This window comes from Pseudoalteromonas sp. KJ63-1 (assembly GCF_055808145.1).
Window position 1 is genome coordinate 2,643,128 of sequence record NZ_CM147855.1, and the last position, 21,336, is coordinate 2,664,463.

Genomic DNA, 21,336 nt, shown 5'->3' on the forward strand with positions numbered 1-21,336 from the left:
TAGCAATGCAATTCAAATATTGAATTGCGACAATAGTCGTAACAACATATTAACGTTTCCGTAAACTGCGCATGATCAATTAATAAACAACTCATGAACCACTTAAATTTCAGTAGCTTAATAGATTTTTATTGCTCAAGCTTTTAGCCAAATTAAAACAAACCGTGGGAATAAGACATTAGTCTAACTAAATAGACAAAAACAAATTAACCCTTAAATATCATAGTTTTATTTTATTTATAGATAACATAAACAAAATGTATACCCCCTACTTTATTTGCAGCTAGGTATTGTTAATAAGCAAACTACTTCAAACTCCAACTGGCGCTCGCATCTTGAAATAGTTTGGGTATAGTTATGACAAATTATAAAAACACTCTACGAGGTTAAATAAACATGACAGCTGTACTACTCATTGTTGCCTTTGGCTACATAGGCGTGCTGTTTTGGCTGGCAAATTGGGGTGATAAGACCACCCCACTTGCCAAGCGTATTAGTCATCACCCATTTGTGTATTCATTTGCATTGGGAATTTATTGTACTTCGTGGACTTACTATGGCTCGGTAGGTACCGCTGCTACTAGTAGTTGGAGCTTTTTGCCTATTTTATTAGGACCCGCCTTACTGTTTTTTTCGGCCAAGGCTTTTTACGTAAACTGGTATTGGTGAGTAAAAAACAAAATATCACCACTATTGCCGACTTTATTTCAGCGCGTTACGGCAAACGCCAAACCACTGCAATTATGGTGACCATTATTGCCTTATTGGCCACTATTCCTTACATTGCTTTGCAATTAAAAGCGCTTAGTTCCAGCTTTTTACTTTTGCAAAATAGTAATCAAATATCTGGAGATATTTTGGCGTTATCAGCCACTTTAATGATGGCACTATTTGCTATATTTTTTGGCACGCGCAAAGTTGATGTAACCGAGTACCGCTCAGGCTTAATGCTCGCTGTGGCGTTTGAGTCGCTAATAAAGTTGTTTGCTCTGGCGGCTGTTGCAGGGCTTGCAATATATAGCTTATTTAATTTACCCACAGAGGGTTCTAGCCAAGTTGCCGAGTCAATTTGGCTGCATTGGGCGCAGTTCGACTTTTTTAGCTTTAACTTTATAGGTCAGTCACTAATGGCGGCGGCCGCTATAATTTGTTTGCCAAGGCAGTTTCATGTCACCGTGGTTGATAACCAAGATAAGCGCCATTTATTTACTGCTCGCTGGGCTTTTCCATTGTACTTGTTATTAACCGCAGCAATGATTTTACCTATTGCCACCGCTGCTATTCACCCAGAAATAGGCCGCAGTTTATCCCCAGATAGCTTTGTACTGGCACTGCCTATGCTGCACGATAACGCTTTTTTAACCACCTTTGTGTTTATAGGTGGGCTTTCTGCTGCCACAGCCATGATTGTTGTTGCAACACTTACACTAAGCACCATGATCTCCAACGACGTGGTGCTCCCCTTAATGTTGCGCCGTAAATTTAAACGTAATTTAATCACCACTAGCTACAAATCCCGCATTTTATTAGTACGGCGTTTTACCATTGCTGGGGTGCTTATTTTAGCCTACTTCTATCAGCAATGGTTTGGTAGTGGCAGTGCGCTAGCCAGTATGGGCTTAGTGGCTTTCTCATTAGTGTCACAATTATTGCCTGCTATTGTGGGTGGTTTATATTGGCGAAAAGGTCATGCTTATGGTGTTTATGCTGGGCTACTCGCAGGGGTCATTTGTTGGGTGCTATTTTTGATGTTGCCTATTTTAGAAGCCCCTAACCCACTAGACAGTGAACTGCAACAAACGCTTATAACTAGAGGCACCTTAATCGCATTGTTTGCTAATATTGGCTGTTACATTAGCTTTTCCTTGGGAGCTGAAGAGCGCTTAATCGATAAAATTCAAGCGGCGGCATTTGTTAATCCCAAAGATCAGGCCATTTTATCTCGTCGCTTAAATAAAAACGTAAAAGCCACGGTATACGACTTTAAAATTTTACTGCAAACCTTTTTAGGCATTCAGCGTAGCCAGCAAATTTTATCGCATTACGCACTCCATCATGATTTAAACGACAACAATGCACACCCTCGCGCTGACTTTATTGCCTACTGCGAACGCGCACTGACTGGAGTATTAGGTGCTTCCTCTGCGCAAGCACTTATTCATACAGTATCATCTGGCAAACGGATGGCGTTTGAAGAAGTGGTAAACTTTTTTGATGAAACCACACAAGCACTGCAGTTTAATCAGAACTTACTATTTACCTCACTAGAAAACTTAAGCCACGGACTCTCTGTGGTAGATAAAGATCTTAACCTCGTTGCTTGGAATAAACGCTATAGCGAAATGTTTAACTATCCTGAGGGTTTTTTACAAGTTGGCCAGCCCATTGAAGAAATAATACGGTATAACGCAGAGCGCGGTGAATGCGGCCCAGGTGAAATTGAGCGCCATGTTGATAAGCGGGTTCAGCATTTAAAAAATGGCAGTTCACATCATTTTATTCGCCATCGTCGAAATGGCCAAGTTTACGAAATGATAGGCAACCCACTGCCTGATGGGGGGTTTGTAACGAGTTTTTCTGATATTACTAATCATATTAGTACGCAAAATGCGCTCGAAGAAATTAATATGGACTTAGAAAACCGCATTGAAGCGCGCACCCAAGAAGTGCAAACCATTAATAGTAGCCTGCAAGCACAAATCGATAGTCGCGTACAAACAGAGCAAGCACTTACTTTAGCTAAACGTGAAGCTGAGCAAGCGAATGATAGTAAAACTCGCTTTTTAGCACTGGCCAGCCATGATATTTTACAACCGCTCAATGCGGCACGATTATACTTAGCCGCCATTGATGAAACTCAGTTAGATAGCACCAATAAAAATAACTTTAATAAACTGGGTGATAGCCTAGATTCCACCGTGCATTTAATGTCGGCTTTATTAGAAATTGCCAAGCTAGAGCAAGGGGCAATGACCCCAAATCCTCGACACTTTTACATTGATGATATTTTAGATCCCCTTAAAAGCGAATATGCGATTTTATCGAGCGATAAAGGACTCTCATTTAAAGTACGTTCAAATAAACAAATAGTACACAGCGACATTACTTACTTACGCCGAATACTACAAAACTTACTGTCAAATGCGATTAAATACACCGAAAATGGCCGTGTATTAATTGCTTGTAGAAACAGAAAACACAGTTTACGGATTGAAGTATGGGATACCGGCCCAGGTATTAGCGACATTGAACAAGCAAAAATATTTAACGACTTTTATCGAATTGAAGCGGGCGATAATAAAGGCGTTGGCTTAGGTTTAGGGGTGGTTAAACGTATGGCTGATCTATTAAGCCTGCCGATTGATGTGGTTTCATTACCCAATAAAGGCAGCCGATTTAGCATTGAAGTGCCTTATGGTGATGCGCAATTAGTACAGCAAAAACAAACCAGTCAAAATATAGTCGACAACCGCGCCGCGATAAATATTATTGCCGTTGACGACGACCCTGAAAACCTTGCAGCTATGGCTAGCCTACTGAAGCGCTGGCAGGCAAATTACACCCTATTCGATAAAGTAGACGCGGTGTTAACTTATGCAAAAGAACAGAGAGCACCTGATGTTATTTTAATGGACTATCAGTTAGGTAATGATTGGGATGGCATTACTTTAATTAAAGCGCTACGCGAAATCTGGCAAAGCGATATTCCGGCTATTTTAATTACCGCAGTGCGTGACACTGAGCTAAAACAAACCACCAAAGCCGAAAATATTCATTATCTGAGTAAACCAGTAAAACCTGGTAAGCTTAAAGCACTGCTGAATCACAGCACTTAACGATTAATAAGAGCTTAAGCCCAGTAAGTACTGGGCTTGAACTTAACTATGAATGCGCTCTCTGAGTTTTTGGAATAACCAACTAAGCCCTACCAGCGACAGCCCTAAACCAATGAAGGACAATGCTTTTAGAAGTCCCGTTAAATTTGCCATATCAATTAAAAACACCTTAACAATTACAGCGCCAAGAATACCTAAACCAACATTTTGCAGTAACCGTTGCTGCTTTAAATGCCCGGCTATCACTACCAGCGCGCCGAGTAATAACCAAATAACCGAGTAGCTATATAGCTCGGCGTCACTGGTTGCTTTATCAAGATAAATGAAGCCACCTTGCCAATATTGACGGATCAAGCTGTTGATAGCTAACAGGGCTAATAAACCAGACACACCGAGTGTAATTTGACTCAATTTAGCATTTAACGATTTAACTAAACTCGCTAACCATAACGCCAGCAGGCTCGGTACCAACCAAATTAAAAGCACCCAGTTAAAGATTGGCGTTTCACCAACATAAAGACGCATTAATAACGGATTATTATCCAACATTGTATTGATTAACAACAGGCCAGCTAACGCTGATAAAATCAAACCTGCAGTGCGGTATAACTTACCCAGCTGCCCTGCACTTTGCGCGCGATATAAATAAACGCAGCCTAAAGCAAGCAAGTTACAACTGAGCAAAACTTGCTCATAAAAACTTAAAGAAAAAAGTTGTGGGTAATGGCCCACCAGTTGATAACTCGTTTCGGTTGTCACAAATAACGCTAAACAATGTAGTGCAGCCCCTTCAAGCCATACTTTTAATTGTGAAGTATTAAAACATTTAGCTGCTGCAAAAAATAACCCAATACACAGTGGGTAAACAACTAAACTCCAATGCAAACCAAATATGCTTAGCTCATCATAACTAGGCGTCCAAGGTGATAAAGTTAGGCGTAAAAGTAATGCCGCCACAAGTGCTTTTATTGGCCAGTGTGGCATAGCCACATTGTATTTTTTTATCAGTAAGCTCAGCAGTAAGACTTGAACAGCCAGAGCAATGGTAAGGCCACTATCGCTGAGTAACATAGTAATTGCTAAGGTAATATTGGCGTTTGCCCCCACCCAATAACTAAAGCGCTGCCATAAGGCTGTATTATTTTGCGTAAATTTAATTAACACTGCACTCATTAAACATAGCAACACCGCCCAAAGTGGGTAAGCGGTTGCTAAAGCCGTGTTTGGGATCATCGCATACAAAGTGCCAACTAATGCAAACATGCTTAATGAAGCAAGCAAATGAAAGGCTAATCGTTTTGGGTATTTATTACCAAAATAGAGTCCATAGCCACTTAGCCCCAGAGCAAGTAATAAGCCTAATCCGTATTCATTTTTAAAAATAAATAACGCATCATCAAAGGCATAAGTTTGTTTAGCACTGACCACTAATATCAGTGCAATTAATAAAGCGACAGCCTGCCATGCATCCCAACGGCTATTTTTTAGCACTAAAAATAGTAACAAAACGATGCTTAACAACGCCACGATTTGCCACTGAAAATTAAACACACTCAACAACATGGCAATCATTAAAGGAGCAATAAAGGCTATTAATAATCCGTGATCTGGAAATAAATTAACTAACCGTTTGAAGCTGTGTGGGCGTACTTCAAGGGTATTAAAGCCCAAGCCTAAACGTGCAATAGCGATTAAGCCTAAAATACTTAGTAACGCATAAGCGCCTATTAACCACACTGTGTCGTAGGTAAATAAAGTGAGTCCAACCAAATACCAGCCAATATGCCCTACCCATAGTAAATACCACAGCCAAATACGCTTTACTTTATGTGCCACTATTGCCGCAGCAACACTCACAAGGGCAACATAAATAAGTAAAGAAAATAACTGCCCACTGCCCGTATTTACCCAAATAGGAACACTGTATGCGCCTATAATGCCTATTACAGCAAGTAAAGGACCTAACTTTATTGCCATTGCACTGGCGCAAAGAGCAATGACTGCTAAGCCAATAAATGCCCACTCAGCACTTAGCATGCTAAAGCTGTTATAAGCTAAAAACATTAAGGCAAAACAAGTTATAAAGCCGCCACTTGCAAGGGCTGCAGGAATATAATTATTAAAGCCCTCAAAAACGATGCGTTTATAATGTAAATAATACGCTGCTACGATTAAGCCAATACCAAATAATCCACCAGCACTGAGCCTCATTGCAGGTGAAAGTAGCCCCGCCTCTAAACTGTATTTTGCTAAAAACACACCACCTAAAGCCAAAGCAATAGCACCAATCCAGGTCATCCAATTTTGCTCAAAGCCTGCACGCAACTGCTTAAATAGCAACTCAATACTCGATGGTTTTTTAGTTATCGTTTTACGAGGTGGTGGAGGTTTAATGCTTACTGGTTCATTAACAGCAGCAGGAATATCTGAGCGGTTTAGAGGTATTGCGTTATCTACTTGAGGGTCAGCGGAGGATTTTTCATTTTTTGCTACATTTTGATTTGACTCAAACTGTAATAGTTTTAGTTTTAATACTGCAACCTCTTGTTTAAGGGTGTTCAATTGCACTAAGGCCACTAATCCACAAATAGCCCCTGCAACAATCGCAATAGATACAATAATTGCTAATCCGATTAACTCATCCATACAGTCCCTTTTTTATCTCGCAACAGAAGTCCCCAAAAATAGCACAAGCGAAATCTATTTTATAAAATTACTATGTTTAAGCAACCTCAAGGCGATCACGGCCTGCTTTTTTAGCTCGGTATAATGCCTGATCTGCACGTTTCATTACATTTTCAAAACTCTGATCGCTGCTACGGTGCGCAATACCGATACTAACCGTTAAAGAACGCTGATTTTGTACTGTAATAGTACGAGCAGTTTCTAGAATAGTCTGCGCAAAGTTAAGCACTTCATCAAGCTCATAACTAGGTAGGTAAGCGGCGAATTCCTCACCGCCTATGCGAGCAAAAATATTTTCATTTTTAAAAAGATGGTTCACTTTATCTGCGAACTGTTTAAGCACCTGATCGCCCACATCATGGCCAAAATCGTCATTAATACGTTTGAAATGATCAAGATCTATGATTAAAACAGTGTAAGGGTTATTAACCTCCTCCTTCACATGCTGATAAAAGCAGCGACGGTTATACACTTTAGTTAAATCATCCATAATAAATTCTTGCGCTAAACGGTTGTGCATTCGCTGCATAAAGTGCATGGTTTTAAATAAACCATAAACGGTAATTAACATACCCAATGTGCGACATAAATCCTCTACGTAATTACTTATCCAAAGAGGCTGATGTATTACTTCATCAAGCACATCGGCAGTAGATGCTACAATCCATAACATTAAACCGATACTGACATATAAATAGGCTTTTTTAGCTAATTGTGAGCATTGCACCATAAAGAAAATTGTAAAAATAACCACTAAGTTAATAAAGTCAGTGGTAAAGCCGTAAAGATTTTGCTTGAAATCCAATAAAGGAAAGCGCATTAACGAAAAGATTGAAAAGCCAATAATAAATGCCAGCATAGCTAAAATTAACAGCTTGTTTAATCTGGTAATTTTTACAAAGCGGCTGAGCTTGAGGCTCACTTTTTCCGGATTCATCATGGGCTGTATTTAAATTTATTATTGTTACTAAAAACTATACCATAAACTTAAACTACTTTATTTATATTTGCGTACTAATTATCCAGCCAATAGCAATTAAAATAGTTAATCCAATCATAGTCTTAGTTTTGTGCTTGCTGATAATACGTTCAGCTTGATTGCCCGCATAATACACCACTATTGCCAGACCAAAATAACGTATAGAGCGAGCAATAGCGCTTGCTAATAAAAACAGCGCCAGAGAATACTTAGTTGCGCCAGCGGCTAGCATCGCAATTTGAAACGGAATAGGCACGATACCTAGGCTTAATACAAACCAAAATCCTTGTGCCTGCATTTTTTGTTTTACGTTTTCAAACTGCTCAGGGCTTGAGAATGTATTGATAACCCAATCGCCAATTATATCAAATAAGTAATAGCCTAAAGCATAGCCAAATAACGCACCTACAATACAACCGAGTGTTGCCATAAGGGCAATTTGCCAAAGCTTTTCCCGCCTTGCTTGCATTAGCGGTACCAGCACCGCCTCGAGTGGAATGGGCACTATGGTGGATTCTAAAAATGAGGCGATAGTAATACCACCGAGCATATTTTTAGACTCAATAAACTGACGTGTTTTTTTCTTGAGCTTTTTTTGTATAGCCATAAACGTCCTGTTAGCAATTAGGTAAGTGATTAAATCATCTCATAATAAGGTTAATGCTACCTGAAGAAATACACTCAACATAGTAATCAGTAAAAGACTGCTTTATTATCTTTACATATCATTATACTTTTAAAATTTTCACAATATGCAAACTGCTCGCTACATTCCCTTTAGAAAACACGACATCATTACAATGTGCGCCAAAGAGCTTGCTAAAGACCAACAAACTTCTTTTAAGCAGCTTTGTGAACTTTTAGCCAGCTTAATTCACTTTCAGTACCATGGCACACTTGAGTCATTAAAAAATAATTACGCGCCTTTTGATCCAAATAGTGATACTCGTTTGATAAACAGCGTGACTGATGAGCAAAAAGCCCAGTGCCAACGTGATTTTGCTAAAGATTTTGCCAAAGTTCTAAACGCGGCTAATTTTGAAGTGATCACCCATCAAGACTTGCAAGATGCACTAAACGAAGAATCACTATTTAAAGTGCGCCTTGAGGTAGAGTTTGAGGATTTTGAAGAAGTGGTTTTTTATCGCCGTGGCGAGTCGCAACTCACCGAAACCATAACCAGTTTTTGGGGGTTACGTAAAAAGCCACTGCATTTTACCAACTACGATCGCGTAGCAGTATTTATCCGTTTTAAAGACAAAGCCTATTTTGAATCAAAAAATAAACTACCTATGGGGTTTGAGCCCAGCTCAACCATAGTAAAACTATTTCAAAATGTGCCAAAAGCTGACTTAGAAATGCTATTTCCTAATAGCGAAGTACGCATGCGCCCTATTGATAAAGTGATTATTGGCTCATCGGCACTTATTGGCGGTGCGGTGGTATTAGTTACCAAACTGGGCGCCTCATTACTTTTACTGTTTGCTTTGTTTACATTTTGGGGAGGGTTTAGTGATAAAGCCGTTACCATGACTCAGCAGCACTTTATTACGTTAGCCATTGGTATTGGAGTATTTGGCAGTTTTGTGTTTAAAGAGTGGAGTAAATTTAAAAACCGTAAAATTAAATTTATGAAAGCACTGAGCGATAATCTTTACTTTAAAAACCTTGATAACAACGCCGGTGTTTTTCATACCCTTATAGACGCCGCCGAAGAAGAAGACATAAAAGAAGCTCTGCTTGCCTATACATTTTTACTAAAATCAGAAAGTGGCTTAAGCGCACAAATGCTTGATGAGCAAATAGAGACGTGGTTTAAAACAAAGTATAAATGCGAGCTAGATTTTGAAATTAGCGATGCGCTTGAAAAGCTCACTCGGATGCGTTTAGTAACCTGCACTAACAATGTGTATAGTGCAATAAATTTAGATCATGCAAAAACTATTTTGGATGAGCGCTGGGATAACCTGTTTCAATATAATTAATGTGCAAAGTTTACTTAACAACAAAAAAGCAGCTGTCATTACAGCTGCTTTTTACGTTACTTAACAAGATGCAATTAGCTAAGCAGCTTGATGCCTAGTAAACTTTGCATGCACTAATTTATAAAGTGCAGGTAATATTAATAGCGTAAGCAGAGTTGATGAAATAATTCCGCCAACCACCACGGTTGCCAAAGGCCATTGTATTTCAGCGCCGGTACCGGTATTTAGCGCCATAGGAATAAACCCTAAACTAGCCACAAGCGCGGTCATTAGCACTGGGCGTAATCGCTGTAATGCCCCGCTATGTATTGCATGGTATAAGCTTAATCCCTCATTTCGTAACTGCTTAATAAACGACAGCATCACCACACCGTTTAATACCGCAACCCCACTTAGAGCAATAAATCCCACACCCGCTGAAATAGAAAGCGGCATATCTCGTAGCAATAATGCTAATACCCCACCGGTTAGTGCCAGTGGTACGCCACTGAATATAATCAGTGAATCACGCAGCGAGCCAAAGGCACTATAAAGTAAGCCAAAAATAAGCAATAAAGTCACAGGCACTACCAACGACAAACGCTTACTCGCCGATTGTAATTGCTCAAACGTACCGCCGTATTCAAGCCAATAACCACTGGGTAGGTTAAGTTGTGCGTTCATAGTCGCCTGGGCATCGCTTACAAAGCTGGCTAAATCGCGTCCTGTTACATTAGCTGTTATTACCACATTGCGCTTGCCGCTTTCGCGATTTATTTGATTAGGGCCTTTTTCAATACTGATTGTAGCCACTTCTCCAAGCGGTACAAATGCAAGCTCAGAGTTACTACTTTGAGGTAACGCAATAGGTAAACGCGCAAGCGCAGAGACATCATCAGACCAACGCTTATCTAAGCGTACTAATAACGAAAAGCGCTTATCACCCTCATAAATCAGCCCTGTTTGCACCCCACCAACGGCAGCGGCAAGAGTTTGTTGAATGTCGTTTACAGTTAATCCTAGTAGCGCCATATGGTCTCGCATTGGGGTAACAGAAAGTGTAGGCAAGCCCTCCATTTGCTCTAAACGAACATCGGTAGCACCGGTAATATTTCGCATTAAACCTGTGGCTTTTTCGCCAAATTGCTTAAGTATGGCTAAATCGTCACCGTAAATACGCAGCGCGACATCAGCACGCACACCGGCAATTAACTCGTTAAAGCGCATTTCTATAGGCTGGGTAAATTCATAGTTATTACCAGGTACCTCATTCACACGATGACGAATTTGCTGCACTAACGCGTCTTTACTTAGTGATGGTTCAGGCCATTGCGCACGCGGCTTTAACATTAAAAAAGTGTCGGCAACATTTGGTGGCATAGGATCGCTGGCTACATCAGCTGTGCCTATTTTTGAAAATACAGTCGCAATTTCAGGTTGCGCCAATAAGGCGTGCTCTAACTGCTTTTGCATTTGTACCGATTGCTCAATACCCGTGCCGGTAATACGCAGCGCATGCATTGCAATGTCGCCTTCATCTAACTGCGGTAAAAATTCGGCGCCCATATTTTTAACTTTAAAGCCAAGTACCAGCACTAAAATAGTGGCAATGCTTATCATCAGCCATGGTAATTTAAGCGATAAGTTAAGTAGCGGTTTATAACCTTTTTTAATACTACGCATTACTGCGTTTTCGCTCTCATCTACTTTACCCCTTACAAATACGGCAATTGCCGCTGGCACAAAGGTAACAGCAAAAATAAGTGCACCTATTAACGCGGCAACAACGGTAAACGCCATAGGCTGAAACATTTTGCCCTCAACACCACTGAGCGCAAAGAGCGGTAAATACACCAACATAATAATTAAAATACCAAATACCGCGGGGGTAAACACTTCTTTGGTGGCTGAAGTGACAACCTCTAAACGCTCACTGAGCGTAAGTAAGCGGCCATGTTTATGTTGAGCCATCCCTAATTGACGAAGGCAGTTTTCAACCACAATCACCGCGCCATCTACAATTAATCCAAAGTCGATTGCGCCTAAGCTCATTAAGTTACCTGAGACTCGATTGCCCACCATGCCAGTAATAGCAAATAGCATACTGAGCGGAATAACCATGGCGGTAATAAGCGCACCAGTGATATTCCCAAGCAATAACAATAAAATGACGATGACCAATACCGCCCCTTCAAACAGGTTTTTTTGTACTGTAGCGATGGTTTTATCAACCAGATTGGTGCGGTCATAAACAGGCTCAACAATAACCCCTGCAGGTAAACTTTTTTGTACCTCTATCAGCTTATCAGCCATGGCTTTGGCAACCACACGGCTATTTTCACCTATTAGCATCATCGCCGTGCCTAATACGGTTTCCTCGCCATTATAGGTAGCCGCGCCGGTTCTGAGCTCTTTTCCTAAGTATACATTTGCCACGTCTTTAATTCGCACAGGGGCATCATCTCGCTTGGCAATAACGGTGTTTGCTATATCTGCTAATGTTTTTAATTGCCCAGGGGAGCGCACTAAATATTGGCCGTCAAAGCGCTCTATATAACCGGCGCCGCGATTGCTGTTATTAAGCTCAAGTGCACTAATAACATCGTTGATTGTCAGCTTATAAGCAATAAGCTTTTCTGGTATGGGCGCAACTTGGTACTGGCGCTCAAAGCCACCTTGGCTATTTATTTCGGTTACGCCTTTTACTTTTAAAAGCTGCGGACGAATAACCCAGTCTTGTAAAGTACGTAAATCTTCGGCGCTGTAAGGCATACCATCACTTTTTAACGCATCGGGTTTTGCATGCACGCTATAGGTAAATATTTCACCTAAACCACTGGCAATAGGTCCAAGGTTTGGCTCAATATTATTAGGTAAATCGGCGCGAATACTTTGAATACGCTCACCAATTTGTTGACGCGCCCAATAAATATCGGTGCCTTCATCAAAAATAATGGTTACTTGAGAAAGCCCATAGCGAGAAAGCGAACGGGTATAATCAAGCTTAGGAATACCCGCCATCGCTGTTTCGACTAAGTAAGTGATACGCTGCTCAACTTCAAGCGGCGTAAAGCCGGCGGCTTTAGTATTAATTTGCACTTGTACATTGGTAATATCGGGTACAGCATCTACCGCTAAGTTTTGGATGTTATACACACCAAACCCAGCAAATAAAAATGTCAGTGCCAGTACCATCATGCGGCGTTTAACCGCAAAAGAAACAATCCAGTTAATCATGGTACCTCCTAGTGAGCGTGACTTGCGCCGCTTTTTAAAATATCGGCTTTGATCACATAGCTATTGGTTGTAACGTACTCGCTACCAGGGCTTAAACCCGCGATGACTTCAACCCACTCGCTACTTTTTGCGCCTAAAGTAACAGGGCGTACTTCAAACACACTATTTTTACGTACAAACACACTCGCCATACCGTTAAACTCTTGAATCGCCTCAGGCTTTACACGCACGCGGGCATTAACTTTATCGATACTAACATCACTATTAACATGCATACCTGGACGCCAATGACCATCAGGGTTATTAAGCTCAATACGGGCACGTGCAATGTGCCCGCCGGTCATCATAGGCGCGATAAAAAACACCTTACCTTGGGCATTTAAATGATGATGTAAATCGTACACCGTGGCGCTTTGACCAATGGCTAGATTTTCGATGTTTTCAGGAAAGGCTGAGAGCTCAACCCATACTTTATCAAGGTTCACGACTTGCATAAGCGCGCGAGTACTTGCCAGTTCGCCACGCTTTAAGTACTGCTCGGTCACCACACCGCTAATAGGGCTTTTAATGCTGTAGTTTTGCAAAGTTTCGCGATTGATGACGCTGGCCAGTACCTCACCTTTTTGAACGGTTTGACCAATGCTGACAAAAATATCGCTGATCAATCCGGTATATGGCGCCATCACTTCTACTGTGCCGTGCTGTGTCGGTGCAATAACACCAAACAGCGTATCGGAAATATCAATCTCGCCACTTTTTGCTATCTGCGTTTCAATACCCGCACCTTTAACTACTCGCTCACTAAGCACAGTCCGGCCTTCATGTTGGGTGTACTCAAAACTAACGCGCTCACCTTTATAATTGGCAGCAATGAAAAGCTCAAATGAATGTGGCTCATTTATGGGTTGCGTGCTAACAAGGTACTCATTCTCACGGGTAAATTGTATTTTTTGTGGCGCTTCTACTAAGCGTTTTAAGTTCATTTCGATGCTTAAATCGTTTATATCTACCGGCTGTTTTTGCTCATAACCATATACGCGCAGCTCAACTTTACCTGCCAATTCTTGCAGCTTTAACTCAAGAGTGAGCCTTTCGTTGGTTAATAAAAAGCCGCCGTGTGGACCTTGTTTTTGGGTTTGCTGCATTTGCCCATGCTCTGCTGAGGCAAATACATGTGTGCTTGTTAAGCTAGCTACAAACGAGAGAAATACTAATAATGCGATAAAAGTGTTGTTCATGATTGAAAAGTCTCAGTTAAAGATTGGCCAGTTAAACGCTCAAGTGCGAGATGGGTCTGATATAACGCTGCATAGGTATTGATAAGCGCGCGTTTAGAATCAAAAAGGGCTTGTTGCGCATCGAGTAATTGCAACACCGAAATTTGTCCGCGTTGATAGCTTTTTAAGCTTTGCTCAATGAGTGTTTGGGCTTGGGGAATAACTTGCCCAGATAACAACTGTGCCTGTAATGTCTTACCTTGGTAATAGGCGTACAAAGTACGAACTTGCTGACGTAATTGAACCCGTAACTGTCCTTGCTGCTCACGTAACAATGCCAACTGACTATTAGCCGCTTCAATATTACCGATATTTGAGTTACTCAATTGCAACGGCATTGAAAACGAAAACAGCAACGAACTGGTATTGTTTTGCTGGTTGTAGCTCACGCCTGCACCTACATTAATGTCACTTTCCCCATTGGCTTTTTGCAGCGTTAAGTTAGCCGCTTGCTGTAAGTATTGCTGCTGTAACATAGCAAAGTCAGGGGCTTGGTTAACCGCATTGAGTAACGTTTGCTCAGATTTAAGCGGTATTAGGGTAGTCATATTTCCTGCTAAATCCGTGTAGCCATGTTGCTCACTCCACAGTTCATTGAGCGATAAACGTGCTCGCTCAAATTCGCTATTTAGCTTCGCTTTATCAAGCTCAACTTGGCTTAGTGCATAACGCATACGGGTTACATCTGCTTGCGATACAGCGCCGGCATCAGCTCGCTGCTTTATTGCTTTAAGTGCTTGGCTTACAACCTGATGCCGCTCGCTATTTAGAGAAAGTAAAGTTTGAAATTTAAGCGCCTCGTAATAGCGCTCACCAGTGGTTGCTAATAAGGCTAAGCGAGTATTTTGATACTGTATTGCTTGGGCTTTAATGTTTGCCGTAGCGTAATTTATTCGGCTTTGGCGTTTATCTCCAAGCTCTATAAGCTGGCTAAATGCCAAGGTTATTTCAGCACCTTGCACACCACGCGCCTCGTTTGTTCCTAGCAGGTTTTCAGCCTCTACATTTAAGACAGGATTAGGCGAAAGTGCCGCTTGAGATTTAAGCGCACTGAGTATTTTTTGATGATAAGGGTAGCGTTTTAATAGCGGATTTTGTTGCTCGGTATTTATCAACGCGTGTTTTAGAGTTAGTGTTTTAACATTTGCAAACGCACTAAAAGCAGGCAGCGTGCACAACATCACCACCAACATAATTGATTTTTTATTCATATAGCTTGTCCGTTTTTAATAAACAGAGTTCACTTGCAAACCATTCACAACCTACGCAAAAGATAGCGACAGTGTAAAATGCTCAGCAATCTAAACATGCCTATAACGGCCCATAAAACACTTATGTGTAGGCAGCTAAAAGCACAGTAATTAATTGAAATTAGATTAAATTAAAAACTAGCTAAATGAATTCGGTGGCGGTACGTCTGGTGGATAATGTAAACCGTGATAGCATATCGCTAAAGTTGGTTTACTTTTCTCGGGAGTTATTGAGTGATTTGAGCTGTGGCTATAGCCACTGTGGCAATGCTGGTGGGCATGTATTTCTGCTGTTGGGGCATTATCGCTATCATCAGCAGATGAACCTAGTTGCGATAATGAGCTATTTACGTGGTCAACGTCTTCTTGTAAATGGTACGCGGCGCCGTCACAGCTTATAAAGCTATGCACAAGCACAAGTAACATTACAATTAAAAAACGATTTGAACGCACAGTTAAAAGAATTCCCTATTGAAATACACAATTAGTTAAGCCCATTACTTATCTAATTCAGCACTGTACCTGAAAATACCTAAAAAGTAATGCAGCAAAATAAAATTTTATTTCATTCAATCTTATTTTGCTGCAAAAAGCCGCTAACTAATGTTAGCGGTCAATATTAACCGTTATTAAGCAACCGCTTGTTCTAAAATTTCACGGCTTTCTTTTAACGTAATAGCTTGGTTTTCACCAAGGGCAACCATGCCATGCGCTTCAAGCTTGCCAATAATATTATCAATAGCAGCCGCTTTGTCATCACCATGCTCAGTAAGCTCAGTTGCTACGTCAAGGCTGTGGTAAAACGCTTCAATCGCTTGAATTGTTTGCTCTGCTAAATCGTCCGTTTGTGCAAGACCAAATACGTTTTTACCCATTTGTTCTAGTTTTGCTTTTTTAACTGCAAATTGATTTCGCAGTAAAGAAGGCTGAACAATAGCCAGTGAACGGGCATGATCAACACCATAAGCGGCTGTTAATTCATGACCAATCATGTGGGTTGCCCAATCTTGTGATACGCCAGAACCAATTAAGCCGTTAAGTGCTTGGTTTGCAGCCCACATAAGGTTTGCACGCCATGCATCGTCTTGGTTTTCAAAGTTATCACCCAATGTTTTAAGCGCTTTTAACAGTGCCTCTGCGTAACCTTCTTGAACAAGTGCACCTTCTGGGAATGTTAGGTACTGCTCACAGGTATGTACCCATGCATCTACTAAACCATTGACAAGCTGGCGCTGCGGTAATGTTTTCATTACATCAGGGTCCATAATGGCAAATTTTGGTAATACTTCTGGAGATGCAAACGGTAGTTTTTGCTTCGTTGCTTCTTTGCTTACTACTGAATTTTGATTAGATTCAGAACCTGTAGCTGGTAGCGTTAATACGGCACCAATTGGTAATGCACTGGTAATTGTATGCTTACCAGTAGGAATATCCCAACCTTCGCCATCATATACAGCTGATGCTGCAATGTATTTAACACCGTCAATTACAGAGCCGCCGCCTACACCTAAAACGAAGTCGATACCTTGTTCTTTACAAATTTTTACTGCTTGGTCTAGCACTTCAATTGTTGGGTTAGCACCTACGCCCGAAAACTCTACCCAATCAAAACCTTCAAGTGCTGCTGCAACTTGGTCGTACACGCCGTTCTTTTTAATAGAACCGCCACCGTAAACAACTAATACTTTTTGATCTTTTGCGATCAAATCAGTAAGTGCGGCAATTTGTTGCTGACCAAATTGAATTAAAGTGGGATTTACGTAGCTAAATTTCATTATTTTGCTCCTAAAGGGGACGGTTAATTACTAAACACTTTATCAATTCTTAAACAAATAAAGTGTTGATAGATGCATAATAATGGCATAAAGCATATATAAAAAGCCTAATATCTGCCAAAAGCTTGCCTAAAACTATCAGCGTTGTTATTTTATGCCAATTACCGTTAATTTAAGCTGTTCTTATGACGACCATCGCCACTTTGTTACAACAATACGCAGAGCATAATAAGTTACTCAGCTTTGAAGGTACCATGGAAACTATTATTCCAGGGGTATACTTTCATCGCGCCACTAAAAGTTCAGCGCGTCAGCCGCTTATTTATAATTCAGGTATTATTATTGTTGGCCAAGGACATAAAATTATTCACTTCCCTGAGCATCAAATCCAGTATGGTGCAGGCGATTATTTAGTACTGGGAGTGCCCGTTCCACTAGAATGTGAAGCATTTACTGATAATGATTTACCAGTAATGGGTATTGCAATTGATATAAACCCAGCCATGCTGTACAAACTGGTTAACCAAATGATGCAACATAACCCTATTTCAACACCGTTAACGCAAAGCGGAGCCGTCCAAAGTGCCGCTTTAGATATGGCCATGGAGCAAGTCACTCATCGACTGTTAACAGTATTAAACAATCCGCTTGAGGCTGAGGTATTTGGTGGCGATATAGTTAAAGAATTAGTATATAGAGTACTGTGTGGCCCTCAAGGGCATACCTTAATTGGGCTTGCAATGCATGATGGCCATTACGCGCGCATAGCGCGTACTTTATCAACATTACATAGTGACTACGCAAACCCTATTACCGTAGAGCACTTAGCTGAAGAAGTGAATATGAGTGTGTCATCTTTTCATCGTGCCTTTAAACAAGTTACGTTTGAATCCCCTTTGCAGTATTTAAAAAAAGTACGCTTAGCAAAAGCAAAAGAATTAATAACCACCTCTGGCAGTAAAGCTAACGAGGCCGCATTTAAAGTAGGCTATACTAGTGCTTCACAATTTAGCCGTGAGTTTAAACGCCACTTCAATAAAACCCCCAGTGAAATACATGTGTGATTAAAAGTAACCCATTTTTGCACTAAGTCATTATTTAAATACTTTATTACTAGTAAAGCCTACCTGCTTTGTTAGTATGGTTTAAAGTATTCGTCCTTTTAGTAGCAATGAATTTTACGATAAAGACAAGAGGTTTTTGAGCATGTTAAGCGCACTGATGATTAGATTTAGCATTTTTATATGCGCTTGTATTACGCTGTTTAGTAGCGTTACTTATGCGCAAGAGCATTGCCAGCTCAGTGAAAGAGCAACAAACACATCGGTGTCTTTATCCAAAGAAGTTGTCTCAAATATTAAGCTTAAAAACGGTATCAATCATCTCGAATTAAGCTGTAACTTGAACCAAGGTGGTGTATTTTCTTTTACTCGCCCTGCACTTACAGACTTTTCGTGGCAGCAAAATTCAGTATATAAAACACCTTTAAAAACCAATCAGATGGCAATTTTAATGGACCAAGGCGTTTTTACTGCACAGCTTACAGTTACTACCTCAGCAGCTTATACCCCACGCTTTACTTGGTTAGATACACAACCGTTTGTCGAAAAAATACAACGCTATAACCTTATTTTTGGCATTTTTTATGGTCTTTGCGCCACACTTATTTTTTATGCATTAATTATAGGACACGGCATAAAAGACCCTCTTTTTAAACTGTATGGCATTTATATTTTTTGTATCGCTAGTTTTATATTCTTTCAAGAAGGACAGCCTTATTTATTTACACAGCAGTACTACTCTGTGTACGTAAGTCATCTTTACACGTTAAGTATTGGTTTAACTATAGTCAGTGCCACATGGTTTATGAGCGCACTATTAGAGCTACCTAGATACTTTCCAAAGTTAAGCAATACATTAAAAGTTGCCGCCTTATGCGTACTGACTTTGTGCTTACAAAAAATAGCGCTCGATCTGCCACTCATAACTAATATTACCTCTGCAGTAACCGGCTATTTATCATTATTTATTGTCATGACTATTTTTATCCTCAGCGCGATACAAACAAAGTACGGTGTTAATGAAGCAAACTTGGTATTTATAGCACTGGCAAGTGTGTTTATTAGTATGACTTTTAGAGTACTACTAACCGATTACAGTCCATTCATTCAACGCTATGGGTTTGTTATTGCGTTTACAATCGAATCTTTATTACTAGCTATTGCCGTCGGAAAACGAATTCAAAGATTAAGCTATGCAAAAAAACAGGCTGAACGACACGCTAACTTTGATCACTTATGCCATATATACAATCGTCGTGGGTGGAGCTTAAAAGCAAACGACTTATTGGCAGAGCATAAGCAACGAGGGGGCGTTTTGTGTTTTTTATACATAGATCTAGACCGTTTTAAAGCAATTAATGATACCTATGGCCATGATGTAGGCGACAAAGTACTATGCAAAGTTGCAGAGTCACTTGGTCAACACATGCGCAGTGAAGATGCTGTTGGCCGCTTAGGAGGCGATGAATTTGTAGCCATGGCATTATTTAATAGCAACGAAAAAATTAACCAGCGAGTTAACACCCTAGAGCAACAATTAAACCAGTTAACTATAGAGCATCAGGGCCATACTATTTCCATTTACGCCAGTGTTGGGCAAACTAGCTATACTCAGCCACCTGATAACTTAGACACAGTTTTAAAAGCGGGTGATGAAGCGATGTATAAACAGAAATTAAAGAGAAAGGCAAAGCAGGCTGAAAAAATGGTAGGAACCGCAATTTAAAGGCAAAAAACATGAGCTAGTCAGTAAGACTAGCTCAGCTATAATTGCTAGCTTAATCCTTTTTAAACAGTACCTCAGGATTAACCATGGTTTTCATTTCAAGCACGTTACCGTTGGGATCTTCAATAAAAAAGGTTTCTTGCTCAAACTCATCACCAACAAAACGACGGTAAGGTTTATCTAAATATTCAAGGCCGGCATCAGCAATGCGTTGCTTAAGTCCTTGAAACTCACTTTCTGATAAATGAATACCGAAGTGTGGTACAGCCACTGCGCCCATATCAACGTCGTGACGTACCGTAGGTAAACGCTCAACGCTTTGATGCAGAGTTAACTCGTTGCCCCAAAAATCAATGTCTACCCATCGTCCAGCTTCACTATTGCCGGTTTTACAGCCGAGTACGTCACAGTAAAACGTTTTCGCTTTTTCAAGATCGCCAGCGGGGATAGCCAGATGTAAACAGTTAGACATAAATTACCTTAGGTTATAACTTTTAATATATGAAATATGCCGCATTATACATAATTTGCAATTTATAGAACATCAACACTGTTATTTTTAGTCATTCATTGCATATCGATAATTTTCAACAGTAATAATTCATCTTTTAACAATGGTGTATCGATTTTAGTCTTAAATATCAGTTTTTAACTATTAAAGCCAAAACTGATACATTATGATGTGCGCGCCATGACTAAATTCATACTTTTAAAATTCATTACCTTTTTTATCGGCTGCCTATCGTGTTTTGTAATGCATACCACATTCGCATTGCCTATTGTTGTATCTGCTGGTTTAACGGGGCTTATAGGTTCATTTATTCCATTTCCTGCCGATTACAAAAACCATCCCTATGCAGCTATTTATGCAGGCAGTTTTGCCGGTATGTGCTCCACTAGTTTAATTACTGAATACTGGGAAATTGCGGCTATTTCTGCCATTGGGGCTGTTTTGTACACACTCACGATTAACATATTTGCAGGGTTTGGTGGACGATTAGGTAGCATTGCATTTGCTAGTGTCGCCTTATTTGTTTTAGCCAAGGAGTTAATAATATGACGCTTATTTATCCGCTGCTTGCTTTGTTAGGGGCGTTTTTAACCTTTTACTTGGCTAAGCATAATCGCTTTGATGGGATCCGAGCCTCTGCAGCCCTATCCATTATTGCTTATTTAATATTTGCACAATTTAGTTTCAACGCTGAGCTATATAGCATCGTCTTTTTTGGCGGCACATTTATTGGCATGAGTGCTCCCCACCGTTTTGGTGTGTATACGCTTGCCAGTTCTTCAATTATATTTTCACTGTTTTTTGCTTATTTAGTACCTATTCTTGATGGTTTTGGTGGTGCTTTGGGGATTAGTGCATTTCTATCCGTATGTATTTGCCACGTATTTATTTTACTTGGTGCACCGCGCAGTAAAAAAACTAAAATTTAAACGCTTTCTTGAATAAAAATTCAATAAAATCTTACACCTATTAAATTGTATAAAAATAACGCATGTTTTTTTGATCAACACTGTAAATGGCTTCGTACTGTTCACA

14 protein-coding genes and 1 pseudogene are annotated in these 21,336 nt (G+C 40.3%); 6 read left to right on the plus strand and 9 right to left on the minus strand.

The genetic code is table 11. From position 1 onward, the window contains the following. Positions 1 to 396 precede the first annotated feature (396 nt). Positions 397 to 3,836: pseudogene (locus AC0L7Q_RS12710) on the plus strand (hybrid sensor histidine kinase/response regulator). A gap of 42 nt (positions 3,837 to 3,878) precedes the next feature. Here the strand turns inward: AC0L7Q_RS12710 and AC0L7Q_RS12715 are convergent. From AC0L7Q_RS12715 to AC0L7Q_RS12725, 3 genes are all read right to left on the minus strand, one after another. Then, complete coding sequence (locus tag AC0L7Q_RS12715) at positions 3,879 to 6,482, minus strand: DUF2339 domain-containing protein (RefSeq protein ID WP_409423812.1); 2,604 nt, start codon at positions 6,480 to 6,482, stop codon at positions 3,879 to 3,881. Between the two features lie 76 nt (positions 6,483 to 6,558). After that, entirely contained in the window at positions 6,559 to 7,458 is a 900-nt protein-coding gene (locus AC0L7Q_RS12720; protein WP_413402877.1) for a GGDEF domain-containing protein, read from the minus strand. A 64-nt stretch (positions 7,459 to 7,522) separates the two neighbouring features. Further along, entirely contained in the window at positions 7,523 to 8,107 is a 585-nt protein-coding gene (locus tag AC0L7Q_RS12725; protein ID WP_409423813.1) for a YqaA family protein, read from the minus strand. Positions 8,108 to 8,252: 145 nt separating this feature from the next. Here AC0L7Q_RS12725 and AC0L7Q_RS12730 point away from each other — a divergent pair, with 145 nt between their 5' ends. After that, positions 8,253 to 9,485 (plus strand): TMEM143 family protein, encoded by a 1,233-nt coding sequence (locus AC0L7Q_RS12730; RefSeq protein WP_413400736.1) that lies wholly within the window; start codon positions 8,253 to 8,255, stop codon positions 9,483 to 9,485. Positions 9,486 to 9,563: 78 nt separating this feature from the next. Here AC0L7Q_RS12730 and AC0L7Q_RS12735 read toward each other — a convergent pair whose 3' ends face one another. From AC0L7Q_RS12735 to AC0L7Q_RS12755, 5 genes are all read right to left on the minus strand, one after another. Beyond that, positions 9,564 to 12,701 carry an efflux RND transporter permease subunit gene (locus AC0L7Q_RS12735; protein WP_413400737.1) on the minus strand — a complete coding sequence of 1,046 codons (3,138 nt, stop codon included), beginning with the start codon at positions 12,699 to 12,701 and terminating at the stop codon, positions 9,564 to 9,566. A gap of 8 nt (positions 12,702 to 12,709) precedes the next feature. Further along, entirely contained in the window at positions 12,710 to 13,939 is a 1,230-nt protein-coding gene (locus tag AC0L7Q_RS12740) for an efflux RND transporter periplasmic adaptor subunit (protein ID WP_413400739.1), read from the minus strand. After that, positions 13,936 to 15,189, minus strand: a complete 1,254-nt coding sequence (locus tag AC0L7Q_RS12745; RefSeq protein ID WP_413400741.1) for a TolC family protein — start codon at positions 15,187 to 15,189, stop codon at positions 13,936 to 13,938. The genes AC0L7Q_RS12740 and AC0L7Q_RS12745 overlap by 4 nt, the downstream gene beginning before the upstream one ends. A 177-nt stretch (positions 15,190 to 15,366) precedes the next feature. Beyond that, positions 15,367 to 15,681 carry a hypothetical protein gene (locus tag AC0L7Q_RS12750; RefSeq protein ID WP_076918390.1) on the minus strand — a complete coding sequence of 105 codons (315 nt, stop codon included), beginning with the start codon at positions 15,679 to 15,681 and terminating at the stop codon, positions 15,367 to 15,369. 176 nt (positions 15,682 to 15,857) lie between these two features. After that, entirely contained in the window at positions 15,858 to 17,003 is a 1,146-nt protein-coding gene (locus AC0L7Q_RS12755) for an iron-containing alcohol dehydrogenase (protein ID WP_413400742.1), read from the minus strand. Positions 17,004 to 17,188: 185 nt separating this feature from the next. On the opposite strand from AC0L7Q_RS12755, the gene AC0L7Q_RS12760 reads away from it, so the two are divergent. Further along, positions 17,189 to 18,067, plus strand: coding sequence for an AraC family transcriptional regulator (locus AC0L7Q_RS12760; RefSeq protein WP_413400743.1), 879 nt, complete (start codon positions 17,189 to 17,191; stop codon positions 18,065 to 18,067). Between the two features lie 157 nt (positions 18,068 to 18,224). Further along, complete coding sequence (locus tag AC0L7Q_RS12765) at positions 18,225 to 19,790, plus strand: sensor domain-containing diguanylate cyclase (protein ID WP_409423820.1); 1,566 nt, start codon at positions 18,225 to 18,227, stop codon at positions 19,788 to 19,790. 52 nt (positions 19,791 to 19,842) lie between these two features. Here AC0L7Q_RS12765 and AC0L7Q_RS12770 read toward each other — a convergent pair whose 3' ends face one another. Beyond that, the gene (locus tag AC0L7Q_RS12770; RefSeq protein ID WP_138608683.1) at positions 19,843 to 20,262 is read right to left on the minus strand and encodes a VOC family protein; all 420 of its coding nucleotides are present in this window, start codon (positions 20,260 to 20,262) and stop codon (positions 19,843 to 19,845) included. 219 nt (positions 20,263 to 20,481) lie between these two features. Here AC0L7Q_RS12770 and AC0L7Q_RS12775 point away from each other — a divergent pair, with 219 nt between their 5' ends. Further along, entirely contained in the window at positions 20,482 to 20,850 is a 369-nt protein-coding gene (locus AC0L7Q_RS12775; RefSeq protein WP_409423821.1) for a hypothetical protein, read from the plus strand. After that, positions 20,847 to 21,230 (plus strand): hypothetical protein, encoded by a 384-nt coding sequence (locus AC0L7Q_RS12780; RefSeq protein ID WP_409423822.1) that lies wholly within the window; start codon positions 20,847 to 20,849, stop codon positions 21,228 to 21,230. The genes AC0L7Q_RS12775 and AC0L7Q_RS12780 overlap by 4 nt, the downstream gene beginning before the upstream one ends. Positions 21,231 to 21,336: the final 106 nt, after the last annotated feature.